Annotated in this window: 17 protein-coding genes; 8 read left to right on the top strand and 9 right to left on the bottom strand. The window is 69.5% G+C overall.

The window, feature by feature from the left end; genetic code table 11:
• Positions 1–2 precede the first annotated feature (2 nt).
• A complete protein-coding gene (locus E4M00_RS08095; RefSeq protein ID WP_135120017.1) occupies positions 3–1,256 on the bottom strand; it encodes an AI-2E family transporter in 1,254 nt (417 codons plus the stop codon).
• A gap of 182 nt (positions 1,257–1,438) precedes the next feature.
• Here E4M00_RS08095 and E4M00_RS08090 point away from each other — a divergent pair, with 182 nt between their 5' ends.
• Entirely contained in the window at positions 1,439–1,816 is a 378-nt protein-coding gene (locus tag E4M00_RS08090) for a helix-turn-helix domain-containing protein (protein ID WP_135120016.1), read from the top strand.
• A 39-nt stretch (positions 1,817–1,855) separates the two neighbouring features.
• On the opposite strand, the gene E4M00_RS08085 is transcribed toward E4M00_RS08090, so the two are convergent.
• On the bottom strand, positions 1,856–2,623 hold the full coding sequence (locus tag E4M00_RS08085; RefSeq protein WP_135120015.1) for an anti-sigma factor: 768 nt from the start codon (positions 2,621–2,623) through the stop codon (positions 1,856–1,858).
• Positions 2,604–3,344, bottom strand: coding sequence for a sigma-70 family RNA polymerase sigma factor (locus E4M00_RS08080; protein WP_338033188.1), 741 nt, complete (start codon positions 3,342–3,344; stop codon positions 2,604–2,606). The genes E4M00_RS08085 and E4M00_RS08080 overlap by 20 nt, the downstream gene beginning before the upstream one ends.
• Positions 3,345–3,539: 195 nt before the next feature.
• On the opposite strand from E4M00_RS08080, the gene E4M00_RS08075 reads away from it, so the two are divergent.
• Entirely contained in the window at positions 3,540–4,139 is a 600-nt protein-coding gene (locus tag E4M00_RS08075) for a fasciclin domain-containing protein (protein WP_135120014.1), read from the top strand.
• Between the two features lie 79 nt (positions 4,140–4,218).
• Here the strand turns inward: E4M00_RS08075 and E4M00_RS08070 are convergent, their stop codons facing one another.
• The 3 genes from E4M00_RS08070 to E4M00_RS08060 all read right to left on the bottom strand — a co-directional run bounded on the left by E4M00_RS08070 (position 4,219) and on the right by E4M00_RS08060 (position 7,389).
• Positions 4,219–5,265 (bottom strand): NAD(P)-dependent alcohol dehydrogenase, encoded by a 1,047-nt coding sequence (locus E4M00_RS08070; protein WP_135120013.1) that lies wholly within the window; start codon positions 5,263–5,265, stop codon positions 4,219–4,221.
• 172 nt (positions 5,266–5,437) lie between these two features.
• Positions 5,438–5,935 carry a hypothetical protein gene (locus E4M00_RS08065; protein WP_135120012.1) on the bottom strand — a complete coding sequence of 166 codons (498 nt, stop codon included), beginning with the start codon at positions 5,933–5,935 and terminating at the stop codon, positions 5,438–5,440.
• A gap of 8 nt (positions 5,936–5,943) precedes the next feature.
• Positions 5,944–7,389 carry an ATP-binding protein gene (locus E4M00_RS08060; RefSeq protein ID WP_240036946.1) on the bottom strand — a complete coding sequence of 482 codons (1,446 nt, stop codon included), beginning with the start codon at positions 7,387–7,389 and terminating at the stop codon, positions 5,944–5,946.
• A gap of 123 nt (positions 7,390–7,512) precedes the next feature.
• Between E4M00_RS08060 and E4M00_RS08055 the strand changes: the two genes are divergently transcribed.
• Positions 7,513–8,385: a helix-turn-helix transcriptional regulator gene (locus E4M00_RS08055; RefSeq protein WP_135120011.1), complete on the top strand. Its 873-nt coding sequence runs from the start codon at positions 7,513–7,515 to the stop codon at positions 8,383–8,385.
• 79 nt (positions 8,386–8,464) lie between these two features.
• Entirely contained in the window at positions 8,465–8,857 is a 393-nt protein-coding gene (locus tag E4M00_RS08050; RefSeq protein WP_135120010.1) for a (R)-mandelonitrile lyase, read from the top strand.
• 201 nt (positions 8,858–9,058) lie between these two features.
• Here E4M00_RS08050 and E4M00_RS08045 read toward each other — a convergent pair whose 3' ends face one another.
• Together E4M00_RS08045 and E4M00_RS08040 are read right to left on the bottom strand one after the other, a co-directional pair.
• Positions 9,059–10,513 carry a phytoene desaturase family protein gene (locus tag E4M00_RS08045; RefSeq protein ID WP_135120009.1) on the bottom strand — a complete coding sequence of 485 codons (1,455 nt, stop codon included), beginning with the start codon at positions 10,511–10,513 and terminating at the stop codon, positions 9,059–9,061.
• Positions 10,510–10,989, bottom strand: a complete 480-nt coding sequence (locus E4M00_RS08040) for an SRPBCC family protein (protein WP_135120008.1) — start codon at positions 10,987–10,989, stop codon at positions 10,510–10,512. The genes E4M00_RS08045 and E4M00_RS08040 overlap by 4 nt, the downstream gene beginning before the upstream one ends.
• A gap of 169 nt (positions 10,990–11,158) precedes the next feature.
• Here E4M00_RS08040 and E4M00_RS08035 point away from each other — a divergent pair, with 169 nt between their 5' ends.
• From E4M00_RS08035 to E4M00_RS08025, 3 genes are all read left to right on the top strand, one after another.
• Complete coding sequence (locus tag E4M00_RS08035) at positions 11,159–11,626, top strand: hypothetical protein (protein ID WP_135120007.1); 468 nt, start codon at positions 11,159–11,161, stop codon at positions 11,624–11,626.
• A gap of 154 nt (positions 11,627–11,780) precedes the next feature.
• Positions 11,781–12,749, top strand: coding sequence for a TIGR03885 family FMN-dependent LLM class oxidoreductase (locus tag E4M00_RS08030; protein WP_135120006.1), 969 nt, complete (start codon positions 11,781–11,783; stop codon positions 12,747–12,749).
• On the top strand, positions 12,746–14,407 hold the full coding sequence (locus E4M00_RS08025; RefSeq protein ID WP_135120005.1) for an alpha-amylase family protein: 1,662 nt from the start codon (positions 12,746–12,748) through the stop codon (positions 14,405–14,407). The genes E4M00_RS08030 and E4M00_RS08025 overlap by 4 nt, the downstream gene beginning before the upstream one ends.
• 22 nt (positions 14,408–14,429) lie before the next feature.
• On the opposite strand, the gene E4M00_RS08020 is transcribed toward E4M00_RS08025, so the two are convergent.
• Positions 14,430–15,044 carry a flavodoxin family protein gene (locus E4M00_RS08020; protein WP_135120004.1) on the bottom strand — a complete coding sequence of 205 codons (615 nt, stop codon included), beginning with the start codon at positions 15,042–15,044 and terminating at the stop codon, positions 14,430–14,432.
• Between the two features lie 103 nt (positions 15,045–15,147).
• On the opposite strand from E4M00_RS08020, the gene E4M00_RS08015 reads away from it, so the two are divergent.
• Positions 15,148–16,026 carry an LLM class flavin-dependent oxidoreductase gene (locus tag E4M00_RS08015; protein ID WP_135120003.1) on the top strand — a complete coding sequence of 293 codons (879 nt, stop codon included), beginning with the start codon at positions 15,148–15,150 and terminating at the stop codon, positions 16,024–16,026.
• Positions 16,027–16,115: the final 89 nt, after the last annotated feature.

The raw sequence follows: 16,115 nt of genomic DNA, 5'->3' as shown, positions 1-16,115 counted from the left end.
GCTCACACCGTTCCCGTCTTCTCGGCGAGAGAGGGCTCTGCGAACGGGGGAGCGGGCTCGTCGTCGGGGTTCCAGGCCTTGACGATGGCCCAGGCCACAGCCGCGATCGGCACCGAGAGGACGGCGCCGACGATGCCGCCGAGGATGGTTCCGGCCGTCAGGGCGACGAGGATGACCAGCGGATGCAGCTTGAGCGAACGCGCCTGCACCACCGGCTGGAGGAAGTTGCCCTCGATCTGGTTGACGGCGATGACGATTCCCACCACGATCAGCGCGACGACGGGGCCGTTCGCGACGAGGGCGACGAGGGCCGCGAGGATGCCGGCGACCGTCGCACCGACGATCGGGATGAACGCACCGATGAAGACGATGACGGCGAGCGGGAGTGCGAGCGGCACCCCGAGGATGGCGAGGCCGATGCCGACGCCGGCGGCGTCGACGAAGGCGATGATGGCCGTTCCGCGCACGTAGCCGCCGAGGGTCCTGACCGAGGTGGCGCCGATGCGCTGGCCGCGCTCGAGGCTGCGCCCGCTGAACGGACGCAGGAAGAACGCCCAGATGCGGTCGCCGTCCTTCAGGAAGAAGAACAGAACGACCACGGCGAGCAGGGCGCCCGTGACGAGCTCGGCGGCGACCGAGACGCCGGCGATGGCGCCGGTTCCGAACTGGCTGCTGGTGAAGAAGTCGGTGACAGTTCCCTTGAGGCTGTCGAGCTGGTCCTGGTCGATGGGCAGCGAACCGCTCTGCAGGAAGTCGCCGACGGCGTCGATGCCCTTGGTCGCGGACTTCGAGAGCTCTTCCCACTGGCCGCGGACGGCGAACACGATGAGCGTGATGATGCCGCCGAAGATGACGATGCCGCCGATGAGGGCGATCCAGGTCGCGACGATGGCGGGCAGGCCACGGCGCCGCATCCAGCCGATGACGGGGGAGAGTGCGGCAGCCAGGATCAGCGCGATGAGCACCGGGATGACCACGAGCTTCAGCTGCACGAGCCCCCACACCACGACGGCCGCGAGGGTCAGGCCGAGGAGGATCTGCCCGCTGCGGATGCCGACCTCGCCGAGCCCGTCGGTGAGGAGGGAGCGCAGCGTGGGCCGCGGACGGCGGCGGTGTGCCGAGGCGACCGGCGCTGCGGCGACGGGTGCGCCGGGGGCGGCATCCGGTGCCACCAGGTCTGGCCCGGGCTGGGATGCCGGTGTCGCGGGGGTCGGTGCACCGGGGTCGGGCACGGAGGCGGGCTCGTTGTCGCTCATGGGCCAACGGTACCCGTCGCGACCGCCGCCACCTCGGGGCTGGACACGGAGCGTCGAGTCTGAGTGGAGCGTCACCGAGGGAGGAAATCGCGGTGGCGCGACTGCATCCGATCGGACGTGTCGGGCAGAAGTGGAGATGAGAGGGAGTGACTCCTCCCCGTTCGGCGGACGAGAGGCTCGTTGTGAGTACTGCAGAAGCGATGCGCGCAGAGGTGGATGACAGGCTCGAGCTGATGCTCGCGCTGCAGTACACCGCCCGCCACGGGTCGGTCTCGGTGGGCGAGCTCGCTCATCTGCTCGAGTCGGCACCGGATGCCGCCATGACCGTGGTGCGCGAGCTGGTGCGCGGCGGGCTGGTGCTGTGCCGCATCAGCGGCCGCGGCAGCGAGACCGTCGACCTCTTCCTCACCAGTGCCGGGCGCGAGCGCGCGCGGCGCGAGGGCGAGGCCGTCGTGCGTGCGGCGAGTGGCCTTCTGGGTGCGTTCGCACCGGAGGAACGCGCCGTGATCGAGCAGGCGCTCGGACTGCAGCTGGGCGAAGACGACGTGCGCGACGCCTGAGGCCGCTGGGGCGATGCCGCCTCAGTCGCGCCGGCGCCGTCAGAGCAGGCGCAGTTCGCCTCGCACGATGGAGTCGCCCGAGTGCGCCGGGTTGCCGTCGGCGGGCTCGTCGGAGACATCGACGACGGAGAACTGCTCCAGGTCGATGCCGTTCGGAACAGTGAAGCGACCGCTCGCCCCGGCGAGCTGGCCGAGGCTGACGAGCCCATTGGTCGCAGGGTCGATGAGCCAGACCTCGCGCAGGTCGGTGCCGGTCGGCGCATCGAGGTCGACGACGAGGTCGCGAGTGCTTCCGGAGCCGCTCTGCTCGAGGCGCGCGGTGCCCGAGGCGTCCCAGGTGGGAAGAGGATCGAGCGCCGCCTCCGCGATGACGTCGGCCGAGGGCGTCGGCCAGAGGATCGCTCCGGCCACGCCGGCCAGGATTCCGACCACGAGCGCCGCTGCGGCGACGGGCCACCAGCGGGCGAAGCCGGTCGATCGGGAGCGACGGTCGGCGACGGATGCCGGAGCCGGGGGCGCAGCATCCGGAGCCGGGCCCGCAGCAGCCTCCGGAGCCGCGTCCCTGGCCGCTGCCTGACTCGACAGCCCGAGGCCGAGTTCGGCGCTGATGCTCTGCCACACCCGCGGCGGCGGCGCCAGCAGTTCGACGTCGCGCGACGAGCGGCCGATGCTCACCGTGCGGCGGAGATCGTCGAGTTCCCTCGAACAGCGATCGCAGGTGGCGAGGTGGGAGCGCTGCGCCGCGTCGGGCTCGGCGTCGCCGAGGGCGAGCAGTGCGAGGGTGTCGTCATCGAGATGCACTGTCATCCACCTCCATTCGTGTGCGCAGACGCCCGAGGCTTCGGCGGATGTGACTCTTGACGGTTCCGAGTGGCAGCCCCGTGCTGTCGGCGATCTCGGTGTGGGTCATGTCGCCGTAGAACGCCAGGGCCATGACCTCGCGCGGCACGGGGTCGAGTCGTGCGAGCTCATCGGCGATCATGAGGCGTTCGGCGACGTCGACCTCCACGGATTGTTCCTGAACGCGCGCCACGGATTCGCTGGACTCGACGATCCGCAGGTTTCGCGTGCGCGCGGCGAGCGCGTCGGCGATGCGGTGGCGGGTGATCCCGACGATCCAGGCAGGCAGGGGGCCGCGTTCCGGGTCGAAGTTGGCGCGCCCCTGCCACGCCGAGACGAACACCTGCTGGGTCACGTCCTCGGCGTCGGCCGCGATTCCCAGCGCGCGCACGGCGAGCGTGTAGACGAGCGACGACCAGCGCGTGTAGGCAGCGGCGAAGGCCTGTTCGTCACCGGCACGGAATGCCAGCGCGATGGCCGCGTCGTCATCGATGTCGAGCACAGTGGCGAGTCGTCCTCCGTGGTGGGATCGCGTCCGCTCGACGCGTCGCGTCGCTTCCGGCGACGACGGTGGTCGGTCTCTGGTCGCGATGCTGTGCCCCAGCATAGTCACGAGCGCGTCGTGGGAGTGGTCCGGCAGGGCCGCCATGGAGGCATCCGTCGGCAGCCCTGCCGAGTCGTGGAGCATGGGTTCCTTCCCGGTGCGCGAGGAGGTTCGCGCGGTGCTCTTCACTCAGTACTTCCGACCGAACGGGCAGATCGGATGCAGCGGGAACGACTTATCCCGAACCCTTGCCCTCACCCCCGAACAGGGGCATAGACTCCCCGACGGAGGCATCCACCAATTGGCACGTTCGTGCCCTCAGAGAAGAGGAATGCCCCCATGAAGAAGCTCGTAGCGGTCACCGCCGCCTTCGTCGCAGCCGGAGCCCTGGTGCTCACAGCCGTGGCCCCCGCCAACGCCGGCACTGCCGCGCACACGACGTCCGGGTCGATCGTCGACGTCGCCGTCGCCGCGTCGGGCGGCGGAGCACCGGACGCCAACCCGAACGACTACGACATCCTGATCCAGGCGCTCACGGTGACGGGCCTCGTGCCCGTGCTCGCCGACACCAGCACGAAGTTCACGGTGTTCGCTCCGAACGACCGTGCCTTCGCCCGCCTCGTCACCGATCTCACCGGCACTGCGCCGGCGAGCGAGGCCGCAGCGCTCACGACCATCACCGGAGCGTTCACGGTCGATCAGATCAAGAACATCCTGCTGTACCACGTGGTCGCGGTTAAGGCCCTGAGCCCGCTCAAGGTCATCTTCGCGGGCAAGCTCACGATGGCGAACGGCGGGATCGTGAAGCCGCGGCTCGTCACACTGCGCGACGAGTCCCCGTCGCTCAAGGACCCGAAGCTCGTGCTGAAGGCCATCAACATCCAGGCGTCGAACGGCGTCATCCACACGATCGACCGCGTTCTCGTTCCGGTCTCCTGACGGTCGCCGACCCGCTGGCAGAGACAGCGACGCAGTCGCCGTCGAAGCCGAGGACCCGCACTGGGTCCTCGGCTTCGCGTCAGGCGGAGATGGTGGCGGCGTCGATGACGAAGCGGTAGCGCACGTCCGAGGAGAGCACGCGCTCGTAGGCCTCGTTGATGTAATCGGCCGAGATGAGCTCGGTCTCGGGAGCGATGTCGTGCTCGGCGCAGAAGTCGAGCATCTCCTGGGTCTCGCGGATGCCGCCGATGCTGGAACCGGCGAAGGTGCGACGGTTGCCGAACAGCGTGAAGACGCCCACGGGCAGCGGTTCGGCCGGGGCGCCGACGCTGACGAGCGTGCCGTCGAGGCGCAGCAGCGACAGGTAGGCGTTGATGTCGATCGACGCGCTCACGGTGTTGATGATGAGGTCGAAGTGGTTCTTCAGCTCGCTGAAGGTCGCCTCGTCGCTCGTCGCGTAGTAGTGGTCGGCGCCGAGACGCAGGCCGTCCTCCTGCTTGCTCAGAGACTGCGACAGCACGGTGACCTCTGCGCCCATGGCGTGGGCGATCTTGACGGCCATGTGGCCGAGTCCGCCCATGCCGACGACGGCGACGCGCTTGCCGGGGCCGGCGTTCCAGTGCGCCAGCGGCGAGTACGTGGTGATGCCGGCGCAGAGGAGCGGTGCGGCCTTCTCGAACGGGATGGACTCGGGAACCTTCAGCACGAAGTCCTCGACCACGACCACGTGGGTGGAGTAGCCGCCCTGGGTGATGGTGCCGTCACGGTCGACGGCGGCGTAGGTGCCGGTGTTGCCCGCGAGGCAGTACTGCTCCTCGCCGGCCAGGCAGTTCTCGCACTCGCCGCACGAGTTGACCATGCAGCCGACGCCGACGCGGTCGCCGACCTTGTGCTTGGTGACGGCGGAGCCGACCTCGGTGACGGTGCCGACGATCTCGTGGCCGACGACCTGCGGGTAGGCGATCTGTCCCCACTCGCCGCGCACGGTGTGGATGTCGGAGTGGCAGATGCCCGAGTAGGCGATCTCGATGAGGACATCGTTCGCGCCGACGTCGCGACGCTCGATGGTGGTCTTGACGAGGGGTTCGGTGGCTGAAGGCGCTGCGTAGGCGTCGACGGTGAGCATGGATCTCCTGGGGTACTCGAGGGGGAACGGCCGACCGTGGGCGAGCGGCGGCGGATTCGCGCCGGGGCTGCTCGCGACATCACGACGACTCGTCCAGCCTACGTGCGTGCGCCCGACCGCTGGGAGGGGTTGCGAGTACCCCTCTCGTGTGGTGTGCGCTCGCCACGGCAGGTCAGTGGATGAGGGCCTTGAGGATGATCATCGCCAGGCCGAAGAGCGCCGTCAGGAAAGCTCCGAGGAGGCGCATGGGCCAGCCGTGTCCGTAGCGGGTGAAGGCCACGTAGCCGAGCGCGGCGAGGATGACGACGCCCGCCCACAGGGCGATCCAGATGGCGGTCTGGTCGTCGACGACCCGGAGGGCGCCGAGCAGCAGGATCGCCGACGGGATGAGGGCAGCGGTCAGGAATCCCAAGGACCGGCGGAGCGAGTGGCGGAAGTCCACCGCGAGAGATCCGCGTGTCTCCTGTGACGCTCCGCGCGGACCCGCGATGGTTCCGGCATAGACGTGGGCGGCCCAGAACACGATGACCGTGGAGAAGACCGTGATGAACACCTGCCACGGATTCAGCCCGTGCCCACCGCTGGCTGTGATCATGCCGCTGACCAGCACGATGCCGTACACCGACTCCTCGGTGACGAAGCCCGTGCGCTGCACGAGCGGCCCGATCACGCCGCGACTCATACGCCGCCGCCGGTGTTCGAATCGGTGCGCGCCCGGGCCGGCACGTCGACGTCGATGCCGCCCTCGCGGGTGAGGCGTGGCCGCACCGACACGATGGCCGGCGCCGGTGCGAATCCGCCTGCGAAGAGACCCTCGCCCTGGCGGAACTGCGGGGAGCGCGCCAGCATCCCGCGCGGAGCGAACCCGAAGGTCTCGCCGAGCTCGGCCAGGTCGAGGGGTGAGTTCAACTTCATGAGTACCAGATTGTCGCACTGGGAGATGATCCCGGGGTGGATCTTCGACGGCCGTTGAGTGGAGAGCAGCAGCCAGAGCCCGAATTTGCGGCCCTCGGCGGCGATCTGGATGATGCGCTCCCGCACGGCGATGTGCAGGGGACTCTCGCCGTCGGGGGAGCACAGGTTGTGCGCCTCGTCGATCACGATGAGGATGGGGCGCCGAGACTCGCGCTTCGCCCAGAGGTCGTCGAGCACGGCGAGGGCGACGACCAGGTGCTCCTCGGGGTAGGTGAAGCCGCCGAGGTCGAGCACCGTCGCATCCGGTCGTTCGTCGAGCACCTCGGTCGCCGCCTCGTGGTCTCCGGCCCAGATCGCCCAGTCGACGATGCGCAGGTTCTCGATGCGTGCCTTCAGTGCCGTCGCTGCGGGCAGGTGGCGATCCTCGAGCGTCGGGACGATTCGGGATGCATCGACCGCCCCGAGTCTCTCCTCGAGGTGGAGCAGTTCGTTGTACTCCTCCCGCTGGACCAGCGGATTCAGTCTGAGCACTGCAGCCCTCGACTGCATCAGCATGTCGGTGAAGCGCACACGCAGACCGTCGGACCCCGCACCGTGCGGGCGCAGGACTCGGATGTCGCGGCCGGCGAGGATGTCGCTGTCGGCGGAATCTCCTGCTGCAGCGTTGCGGGGATTGTGCTCCCGCATGCGCACGAAATCGGCGTTCGGGTCGAAGACCACCATGGGGAGGGCCGTGTGCAGGAGGAGCTGCTCGAGCAGCACGCCGAGCGCGTACGTCTTGCCCGACCCGCTCTGGCCGCACCAGAAGGTGTGGCGGTTGAAGCGGCGGGGGAGGAGCCGGGCCGTGACGCCATCGGTCGCGCTGAGGTCGCCCATCTCGAGAGTGGCGCCTGCGTCGCCGAAGAGGCCGTCGACGACGGCGGCATCCGCTCGCCGCAGCTGGCCGGAAGCGAACTGGATCGATCCATCGGTATCGGCTCGCCCGTCGTCGCCGATCGGCCCGAAGATGCGGCCGCTGCCGCTCAGCGTTCCGCCCATGGTGAAGTCGACGTCGTCGACCTGCGCGACGTAGGCCTGCCCATCCGTCCCGTGCAGCGTGACGAAGTCGCCGGGTTCGAAGGGCGCGTCGAGCGAGCCCTCGAAGCGGAACTGCCGACCGTCGAGCGACGCCGCTCGCGTGGACGTGACGCCCGTCGTGGTCTGCGGCATGGGTCTCTCCTTCGTGGTCGCCAGCCGGAGTCGGCCGTGTTCGCCACTGTACCGAGCCGGAGGGCTGTTCCGGGTAACAGCAGTGCCTCCCTTCCCGAGAGGGCCCGGCGTACTGTCGAAGGCATGGACCAGACCGCGCAGATCCGAGAGTTCCTGAGCACGCGCCGGGCTCGGATCACCCCCGAGCAGGCCGGGCTGCCCGCTTACGGCGGCAACCGACGTGTCACCGGGCTGCGTCGTGAAGAGGTCGCCATGCTCGCCGGGGTGAGCGTCGACTACTACGTGCGGATGGAGCGCGGCAACCTGGCCGGCGTCTCCGACAGCGTGCTCGAGGCGCTCGGTCGCGCGCTGCAGCTCGATGATGCCGAGAGAGCACACCTCTTCGACCTCGCTCGCGCCTCGGTGCCGACGCTCGCCACCTCATCGCCCCGCCGTCGACCGGCCGCGAAGGGGGTGCGCGAGCCTGTGCAGCAGTTGCTCGACGCGATCACCGACGCCCCGGCCTGGGTGCGCAACGCCCGCCACGACATGCTCGCATCGAATCGCCTGGCACGCGCCCTCTACTCTCCGATGCTGACGGATGCGCACCAGCCGCCGAACTCCGCCCGCTTCGTGTACCTCGATCCCGCGTCGCGGGCGTTCTTCACCGACTGGGAGCGCGCAGCCGACGACATCGCCGCGATGCTGCGCCTCGAGGCCGGGCAGCATCCGCACGACCGGGCCCTATCCGACCTCATCGGCGAGCTCTCCACCCGCAGCGAGGTGTTCAGGCAGCGCTGGGCGAAGCACAACGTCCGCTTCCACCGCACGGGCTTCAAGAGGCTGCACCATCCCATCGTCGGCGCACTCGAGCTCAACTTCGAGGCGATGGAGCTCTCGAGCGACGCCGACCTCACCCTGCTCGTCTACACGGCGCCGGTGGGGTCGCCGACGGCCGACGCGCTGAAGATGCTCGCGAGCTGGGCCATGACGCAGGACGCTTCGCTGGTCGAGTAGCGAGGCGACTGCTGTGATCTCGATACGTGTCGGACTTCGTCCGGCACTACTCGATCAACGGTGAACGAAAGGAAAGAACATGAACCTCGTCCCCAAGACTCCCACGACCAAGGGGCCCGCCCAGATGTTCACGGGCGACGTCTACTTCGACGTCATCGCCCGCGGCGAGGCGCCGTCGCGCCTGCGCGTGAACCTGGTGCGATTCGCACCCTCCGCCCGAACCGCGTGGCACATGCACTCGCTCGGGCAGACCGTGCATGTGACCGACGGCGTCGGTCTCATCCAGTCGCGCGGCGGCGAGGTCATCTCCATGCGGCCCGGAGACAGCGTGTACACCCCGCCGGGGGAGTGGCACTGGCATGGGGCATCCGCGGATTCCTTCATGAGCCATCTCGCCATGTGGGAGGACGACGACGCCACGTGGGGCGACCACGTGACCGACGAGGAGTACGGCGCGGGCGAGTCGATCTGAGCAGACGATGAGGGGGCGCAGCCCCTCGGCGCACTGCGCGCTGAGGGGCCACGGCGTCGGACGGGAGCATCAAGCCCGCACGTCTTTGTGCTCGACCCGGATCGCGTCTCGACAGATGCCAGCGTTGGCTGGTCTCTGAGATAAGGATACGTCGGCTTTCGCCGCGGGCAAGACCGCTTGACAAATCCGTGGGAACCGCTTCTACGCTCCGATCGAGAGGTCGGGCAGCGCCTCGATCCCGAAGGTGCGGCGCAAGGCCGAACGCGCGGCGTGCCAGCCGTTCAGGCCGTGCACACCGGGGCCGGGCGACGTCGAGGAGGAGCACAGGTACACGCCGTCGAGCGGTGTGCGCCAGGGGTCCGGCGAGAGCACGGGTCGCTTGAGCAGTTGGAGGATGCTGGCCGCCCCGGAGGCGATGTCGCCACCGATGTAGTTCGGGTTGTACTCCTGAAGGTCGATCGCCGTGCGGCTCGACGACGCCAGGATCGTGTCGCGAAAACCCGGGGCGAATCGCTCGATCTGCGCGGTGACGGCCTCGGTCTGATCGATGTCCGACCCGGCCGGGACATGCGTGTACGCCCACGCCGTGTGCTTGCCTGCCGGGGCCCGCGACCCGTCCACGACCGTCGGCTGCGAGATCAGCACATAGGGGGCGTCGCTGTGCCGGCCCGCCGCGACTGTCCGCTCGGCGGCAGCGATCTGGGCGCGCGTGCCGCCGAGGTGCACCGTTCCCGCCTGTCGAACGCCTGCGTTCGCCCACGGGATGGGGGCGTCGAGAGCGAAGTCCACCTTCGCGGCAGCATTGCCGTATTCGAACGACTCCAGCTCGCGGGAATACACGGCGGGAAGCCGGTCTCCGGCGAGGTCGAGCAGCGCCCGCGGGGTCGTATCGAGGATGATGGCGCGGCTCGACGGGAGGGCGCGCAGATCGGTGACCTCGGCATCCGTCACCACGGAACCGCCGTGAGCCACGAGGTCGTCGATCATGGCGTCGATGATCGCCTGGGTGCCGCCGACGGGGATCGGCCAACCGCGCGCGTGGGCGTGGGCGGTGAGGGCGAGCCCTGCTCCGGCCGTGGTGGGACTCGGCATCGAGCGGATGGCGTGGGCCGCGACGCCGCTGAGCATCGCGGGGGCGAGGTCGTCGCTGAAGCGCAGGTTCCACAGCGGCGTGCCCTGTTCGAGCACGCGCAGGCCGAAGCGGGCGGCGAGCACGGGGTGTTCGGGAACGCGCAGCAGGGTGTCTCCGGTGAGGCGTGCGACCCGGTCCGCCTGATCGACGAGCGGCCTCATGAGGGCGGCATAAGCGCCGCCGTCCGGGCCGAGTTCGGCGGCGGTGCGGTCGAGGTCGCGGTAGGCGATCCCGGCTCGACCGTCGTCGAGCGGATGCGCGAACGACGCCCCGGGCAACTGTAGGTCGATGCGGCGATCGAGCTGGAACTCGCGGAAGAACGGCGACGCGAGGGCCAGCGGATGCACCGCGGAGCAGACGTCGTGGTGGAATCCGGGCAGCGTCAGCTCTGCCGTTCGCGCACCGCCACCCGGAGTCGAGTTGCGTTCGTAGACCACCACGCGCAGTCCGGCGCGGGCGAGTGTGACGGCGGCGGCCAGCCCGTTGGGCCCCGCACCGACGACGACGGCGTCGAACTCGGTCATGCCGAGGGCGCCGTCTCCGCGTGGGCGCCGTGGAAGGTCGAGGGCTGGCGGCCCTCGGCGATGTAGGCGAGTCGGCGCAGCGTCTCGCGGTTGCGCAGGTAGAGCATCGGCTCGGTGATGATGCGGGGGACCCAGTCGCCGGGGCCGGCCACAGGATGCTCCTGGATGCGCACGAGGCATCCGCTTCCCCATGGCTTGACGTCGATGGTGACGCGGGCCTCGCCGATCGGCCACCCCTTGGCCCGCATGACCGCGCGGTGAGGCGGCGCCCACTCCTCGCTCACGGTCTCGTCGTCGATCACCGCCGGCCAGACACCGACGGAGTGCTGGAGGGTGCTCTCGGGGGCGGGCCAGGCGTCGTCGACGTCGCGCATGCGGGAGGCGCCGACCACCCAGACCGGGTAGAGCCATCCGTCGGCGAGCACCTCGAAGACCGCAGACGGCTGGCACGACATCCGCTTCACGTTGCGAGACACGGTGGCTCTCCTTCCGGCGCCGATGCGGCGCACGTCAACGCACGATCGCGCAGCGCGACCTGCCTTCGACAGTACGGTGCCGTCGGCGTGCACCGACAGTGCTTGACAGCAGACACCGCCATACTCGCAACCCGTTGACTCCTCCACGCAGGCGGCGGAGAGTCTCTGCATGACCGCCAGCAGCGACAGCACAGACGACCGCGCCGACGACCGACCGGATGACGAGCACCTCCGCCCGGCCGGTGTCTCCGACGAGACGGTCGCGGCGCTCGGCAAGCTGTCCGAGGCGCTCGAGGTCGCCGAAGACGCCCGCGGCCACCTGTACGCCTTCCACCGGCTCACCGGCCAGGCCGACCTCGCCCTCGGCGACGCTGTCGACCAGTTGCGCGATGCCGGGCATCGCGATCTCGCCGACAGGATCGAGACCGAACTCGTCGGCCGCAACGTCGTCGAGGGGCGGTGGACGTTCCAGCTCGTCGAGGACTACGACGACGGGTACCACGCGGCATTCGTCGAACTCGAACGGAGCGCGCGCGACGAGCTCGTCGCCGGTCGCCGGCACCTCTTCGAGGCCGAGATGAAGGAGGAGCGGCGCACCCACGGCCGCAGGCACCACGAGGCGAGACCGCCGGAATGACAGCCGGGATGGACACCGGATCGACGGCGGGCCGAGTGCCCTCGCGGAGTCGCTCGCTCGCTGACGCTGGAGGTTCGCAAGGGGTTGTGGGCCCCGGATGCTCTCCGCAAGGGTGGAAAGCGAGGCGGCAGACTGCCGTTCGGAGAGGACCTCCATGCCGCTCGTCGGATTCCATGCGTCACACGAACAGATCCACCCCCGCGCCCTGCTCACCGCTGTTCAGCGAGCCGAAGAGGCCGGATTCCAGGCCGCCATGTGCTCGGACCACTTCGCGCCCTGGCTGCCGGAACAGGGTCACTCCGGCTTCGCGTGGAGCTGGTTGGCCGCGGCGCTCGAGACGACGGAGCTCGAGTTCGGAGTCGTGACGGCTCCCGGTCAGCGCTACCACCCGGCGATCATCGCCCAGGCCATGGCGACGCTCGCCGCGATGTATCCCGGACGATTCTGGGCGGCCCTCGGCAGCGGCGAGGCCATGAACGAGCACATCACCGGCGACGCCTGGCCGGAGAAGCCCGTGCGCGACGCCAGGCTCGTCGAGTGCGTCGACGTGATCCGTCGTCTGCTCGCCGGTGAGGACGTGTCGACGGACGGGCTGGTCACCGTCGACCGGGCCCGGATCTGGAGTCTTCCCGAGGAGCCGCCGGCGATCTTCGCCGCAGCCGTCAGCGTGGAGAAGGCGACCTCCGCCGCCGCGTGGGCCGACGGGCTCATCACCGTGGCGCAGCCCCCCGAGCAGCTGCGATCCGTCGTCGACGCCTACCGCGAGGCAGGAGGGTCCGGTCCGGTCTGCCTGCAGGTGCACCTGAGCTACGCCACCACCGACGACGAGGCGCTCGCCATCGCGAACGCGCAGTGGCGCAACGGCCTCGTGCCCCCACTGCGCTCCTGGGACCTCGACGACCCATCCGACTTCGTCGCGGAGACGGCGGATGCATCTCCCGACGCGATCCGCGGCCCCGTGTTCGTCTCAGCGGATCCCGGCGCCCACCTCGCCCACCTCGAGTCGCTGGCATCGATCGGCTTCGACAGGCTCTACCTGCACCACGTCGGCCAGGAGCAGGAGCGCTTCATCGACGCCTTCGGCAGCACGGTGCTGCCGCAGTTGGCGGGGGTGCGCGCATGAAGATCAGCGACACGAGCGACCTGTGGTGGAAGACCGCCGTCGTCTACTGCCTCGACATCGAGACCTACATGGACTGGAACGACGACGGATGCGGCGACTTCGAGGGTCTCGAGCATCGCATCGACTACCTCGCCGAACTCGAGGTCACCTGCCTGTGGCTGATGCCGTTCCAGCCGACGCCCGACCGCGACGACGGTTACGACATCACCGACTTCTACGGCGTCGATCCGCGTTTCGGAAGCCACGGCGACGTGGCGGAGATGATCCGCACGGCGTCGGACCGCGGCATCCGGGTCATCATCGACCTCGTCATGAACCACACCTCGAATCGGCATCCGTGGTTCAGATCCGCTCGCCGGAGCCCCACCTCGCCCTATCGCGACTACTACGTCTGGCGTGACGAACCCCCGGCGAAGCAGCCAGAGACCGTTTTCCCCGGCGAGGAGGACGGCGTGTGGGACTGGGACGAGAAGGCCGGCCAGTACTACCTGCACTCCTTCTACAGGCACCAGCCCGACCTCAACATCGCCAACCCGAAGGTGCGCGACGAGATCGCGAAGACGGTCGGCTTCTGGCTCGCGCTCGGCGTGTCCGGGTTCAGGGTCGACGCCGTCCCGTTCCTCATCGAGCCGCCTGCCGGCACCGACATCGGCGACCCGCACGAGTTCCTGCGCGACATCCGTCGCTTCCTCGAGCGACGATCGCCCGAGGCGATCCTCCTGGGCGAGGTGAACCTGCCCTACGAGCAGCAGGTCGACTACTTCGGCGCGAGCCACTCGGCCGAGCTCACGATGCAGTTCGACTTCGAGGCCATGCAGCGCATGTACCTCTCCCTCGCCCGCTCCGATGCGACGCCGTTGGCCGAGACGCTCGCGCGTCGTCCGGTGCTCGAACCGGAGATGCAGTGGGCGAACTTCGTGCGCAATCACGATGAGCTCACTCTCGACAAGCTCAGCGATGCCGAGCGGGAGGAGGTGTTCGCCGCCTTCGCACCCGAAGAATGGATGCGGGTCTACGGGCGCGGCATCGCTCGCCGCCTCCCACCGATGCTGGGCGGCGACCCGCGCAGGGTGAAGCTGGTCTACAGCCTGCTGTTCTCCCTGCCGGGAACACCCGTGCTGTTCTACGGCGAGGAACTCGGGATGGGGGAGAACGAGGAACTCGGCGGTCGGCTGACCGTGCGCTCACCCATGCAGTGGACGAGCGAGCGCAACGGCGGCTTCTCGCGCGCCGTCCCGTCACGCCTCGTGGCCCAGCCACCCGGCGACGGCTACGCCCCCGAGCACGTCAACGTCGAGGCGCAGATGCACGACGAGGAGTCGATCCTCCTCTTCATCCGCCGCCTGACGGCCCGCTACCGGGCATCGCCGGAGATCGGATGGGGCGAGCTCGCCGTGCTCGACCAGCCGCACAGCTCCGTGCTGGCCCACCAGGTCTCGGCCGACGTCGGCAGGCTGGTCGCCCTGCACAACTTCGCCAGCGCCCCCGTCGTCGTGCCTCTGCAGCTCGACGTGGACGGTCCCGGTTGGGAGCTGTCGGATCTGTTCGCCGTCACGCGCATCCCGCTCGACGAGCGGGGCCGGGCCGAGGTGCAGCTCGACGGCTACGGCTACCGCTGGCTGCGGGTCGTGGAGCCGGGAGACCGCCGGCTGACCTGACGAATCCCGGTTCCGGTGAGCGTCACGCCGGAGCCGGGAACGGGTCTGCCTTGAGGATGCGGGCCAGGTGGGCCGTGTTCCGGGCGAGGAGGGCGTTGGCGGTGGCGACGGCATCCGGAGTGGATGAGAGGTCGTTGTAGTCGACGGTGTTCATCGCCTCGCCGTTCCAGTACGTCGCAGCCTGCGATGCGACGCTGAAGCCGACGTCGACGAGGCCCTGATAGACGTCGGCGACGATGGCGTGAGCGCCGTCCTCGTTGCCGACCACGGCGACGGCGGCGACCTTGCCGGCGAGGAGAGCTCGGCCTTCGGCATCCGTCTCGGAGATCTCGGCGTCGAGTCGCTCGATGACACGCTGCGCGACGCTCGAGAGGTGGCCCACCCAGGTGGGCGTCGCGAACAGCAGGATGTCGGCGGCGAGGATCTTCTCGCGGATCGCCGGCCACTCGTCGCCGTCGCCCATGTCGGTCTCGACGCCGGGGCGCACGTCATGGTCGACGACGCGCACGACCTCGCCGGCGATGCCGTCGGCCGCGAACAGGTCGAGCACCTGCCGAACGATGAGGTCGGTGCTGGATGGGGCCGGCGACGGCTTCAGGCTGCAGTTGAGGGCGAGCACGGTGATCTCGGACGGCATGGGACGCCTTTCTCTGGAACTACTCGGGTCATTCGAGAGTAGGAGGCCTATGGCTCTCGCAGCAGGGGTTGACGTGTCGGAGGGGAGCAGTAGCGTCGGGCGCATGAAGTACGGGTTCATCTTCACCGGCAGTGATCCGACACTCGCCGTCGAGCTGGCGGTCCTGGCCGAGCAGAGCGGCTGGGACGGCTTCTTCGTCTGGGAGGGCATCTGGGCCGTCGACCCGTGGTCGACTCTCGCTGCCGCCGCCGTGGTGACGGAGCGCATCAGGCTGGGCACCATGCTCACGCCGGTTCCGCGGCGCCGGCCGTGGGAGCTCGCCGGCCAGACCATGACCGTCGACAGGCTGTCGGGCGGCCGGGTCATCCTGTCTGCCGGCCTCGGCGTTCCCGAAGACGTGGAGGCGCGGTTCTGGATCTTCGAGACAGATCCGGGGCGCAGGGTGCGCGCAGAGCAGCTCGACGAGAGCCTCGAGCTGATGCAGGAGCTGTGGCAGGGGGAGCCGTTCGAGCACAGCGGCGCGCACTTCCGAGCCGCGCGCACCGAGGAGATGCTGCCGCCGCCCATCATCCAGCAGCCGCGCATCCCCACCTGGGTCGTCGGCGTCTGGCCTCGGCTGCGGTCGATGCGCCGGGTCGTGCGCTACGACGGGTGGATCCCCAACTACGCGCCGCCAGGTGCGACAGGCGTGGCCGGCCCCGAGGCGCAGCAGGTGCACTACACGCCCGAGGTCGCCGCCGAGGCCATCGCGTGGCTCCACGCCGAGCGCTCGGCTGCCGGGCTGGCCGATAGACCGTTCGATGTGGTGCAGGAGGGCACGACGACGGGAACGGATGCCGCAGCCGACGCCGCGCTCGTGCGACCGTGGGCCGAGGCCGGCGCCACGTGGTGGCTCGACTCGAACTGGCAGGTGCCGGCCGACGAGGTGGCGGACTATGCGCGGGCGCGGGTGGCTGCGGGGCCGCCGAGTCCCACCCGGTGACGGCGCGCTTCGGCCGCGGACTTCGTCCGGGCCTCAGCGAGCCGAGCGTGAGAGCGTGATCTCCGACATTCGATCCTGAGAAGTATTCA

The sequence above is a fragment of the Orlajensenia leifsoniae genome (assembly GCF_004570845.1).
Classification (GTDB): Bacteria; Actinomycetota; Actinomycetes; order Actinomycetales; family Microbacteriaceae; genus Orlajensenia; species Orlajensenia leifsoniae.
Note: the sequence above shows the minus strand (reverse complement) of the source record. Positions and strands in the feature narration are given on the sequence as shown.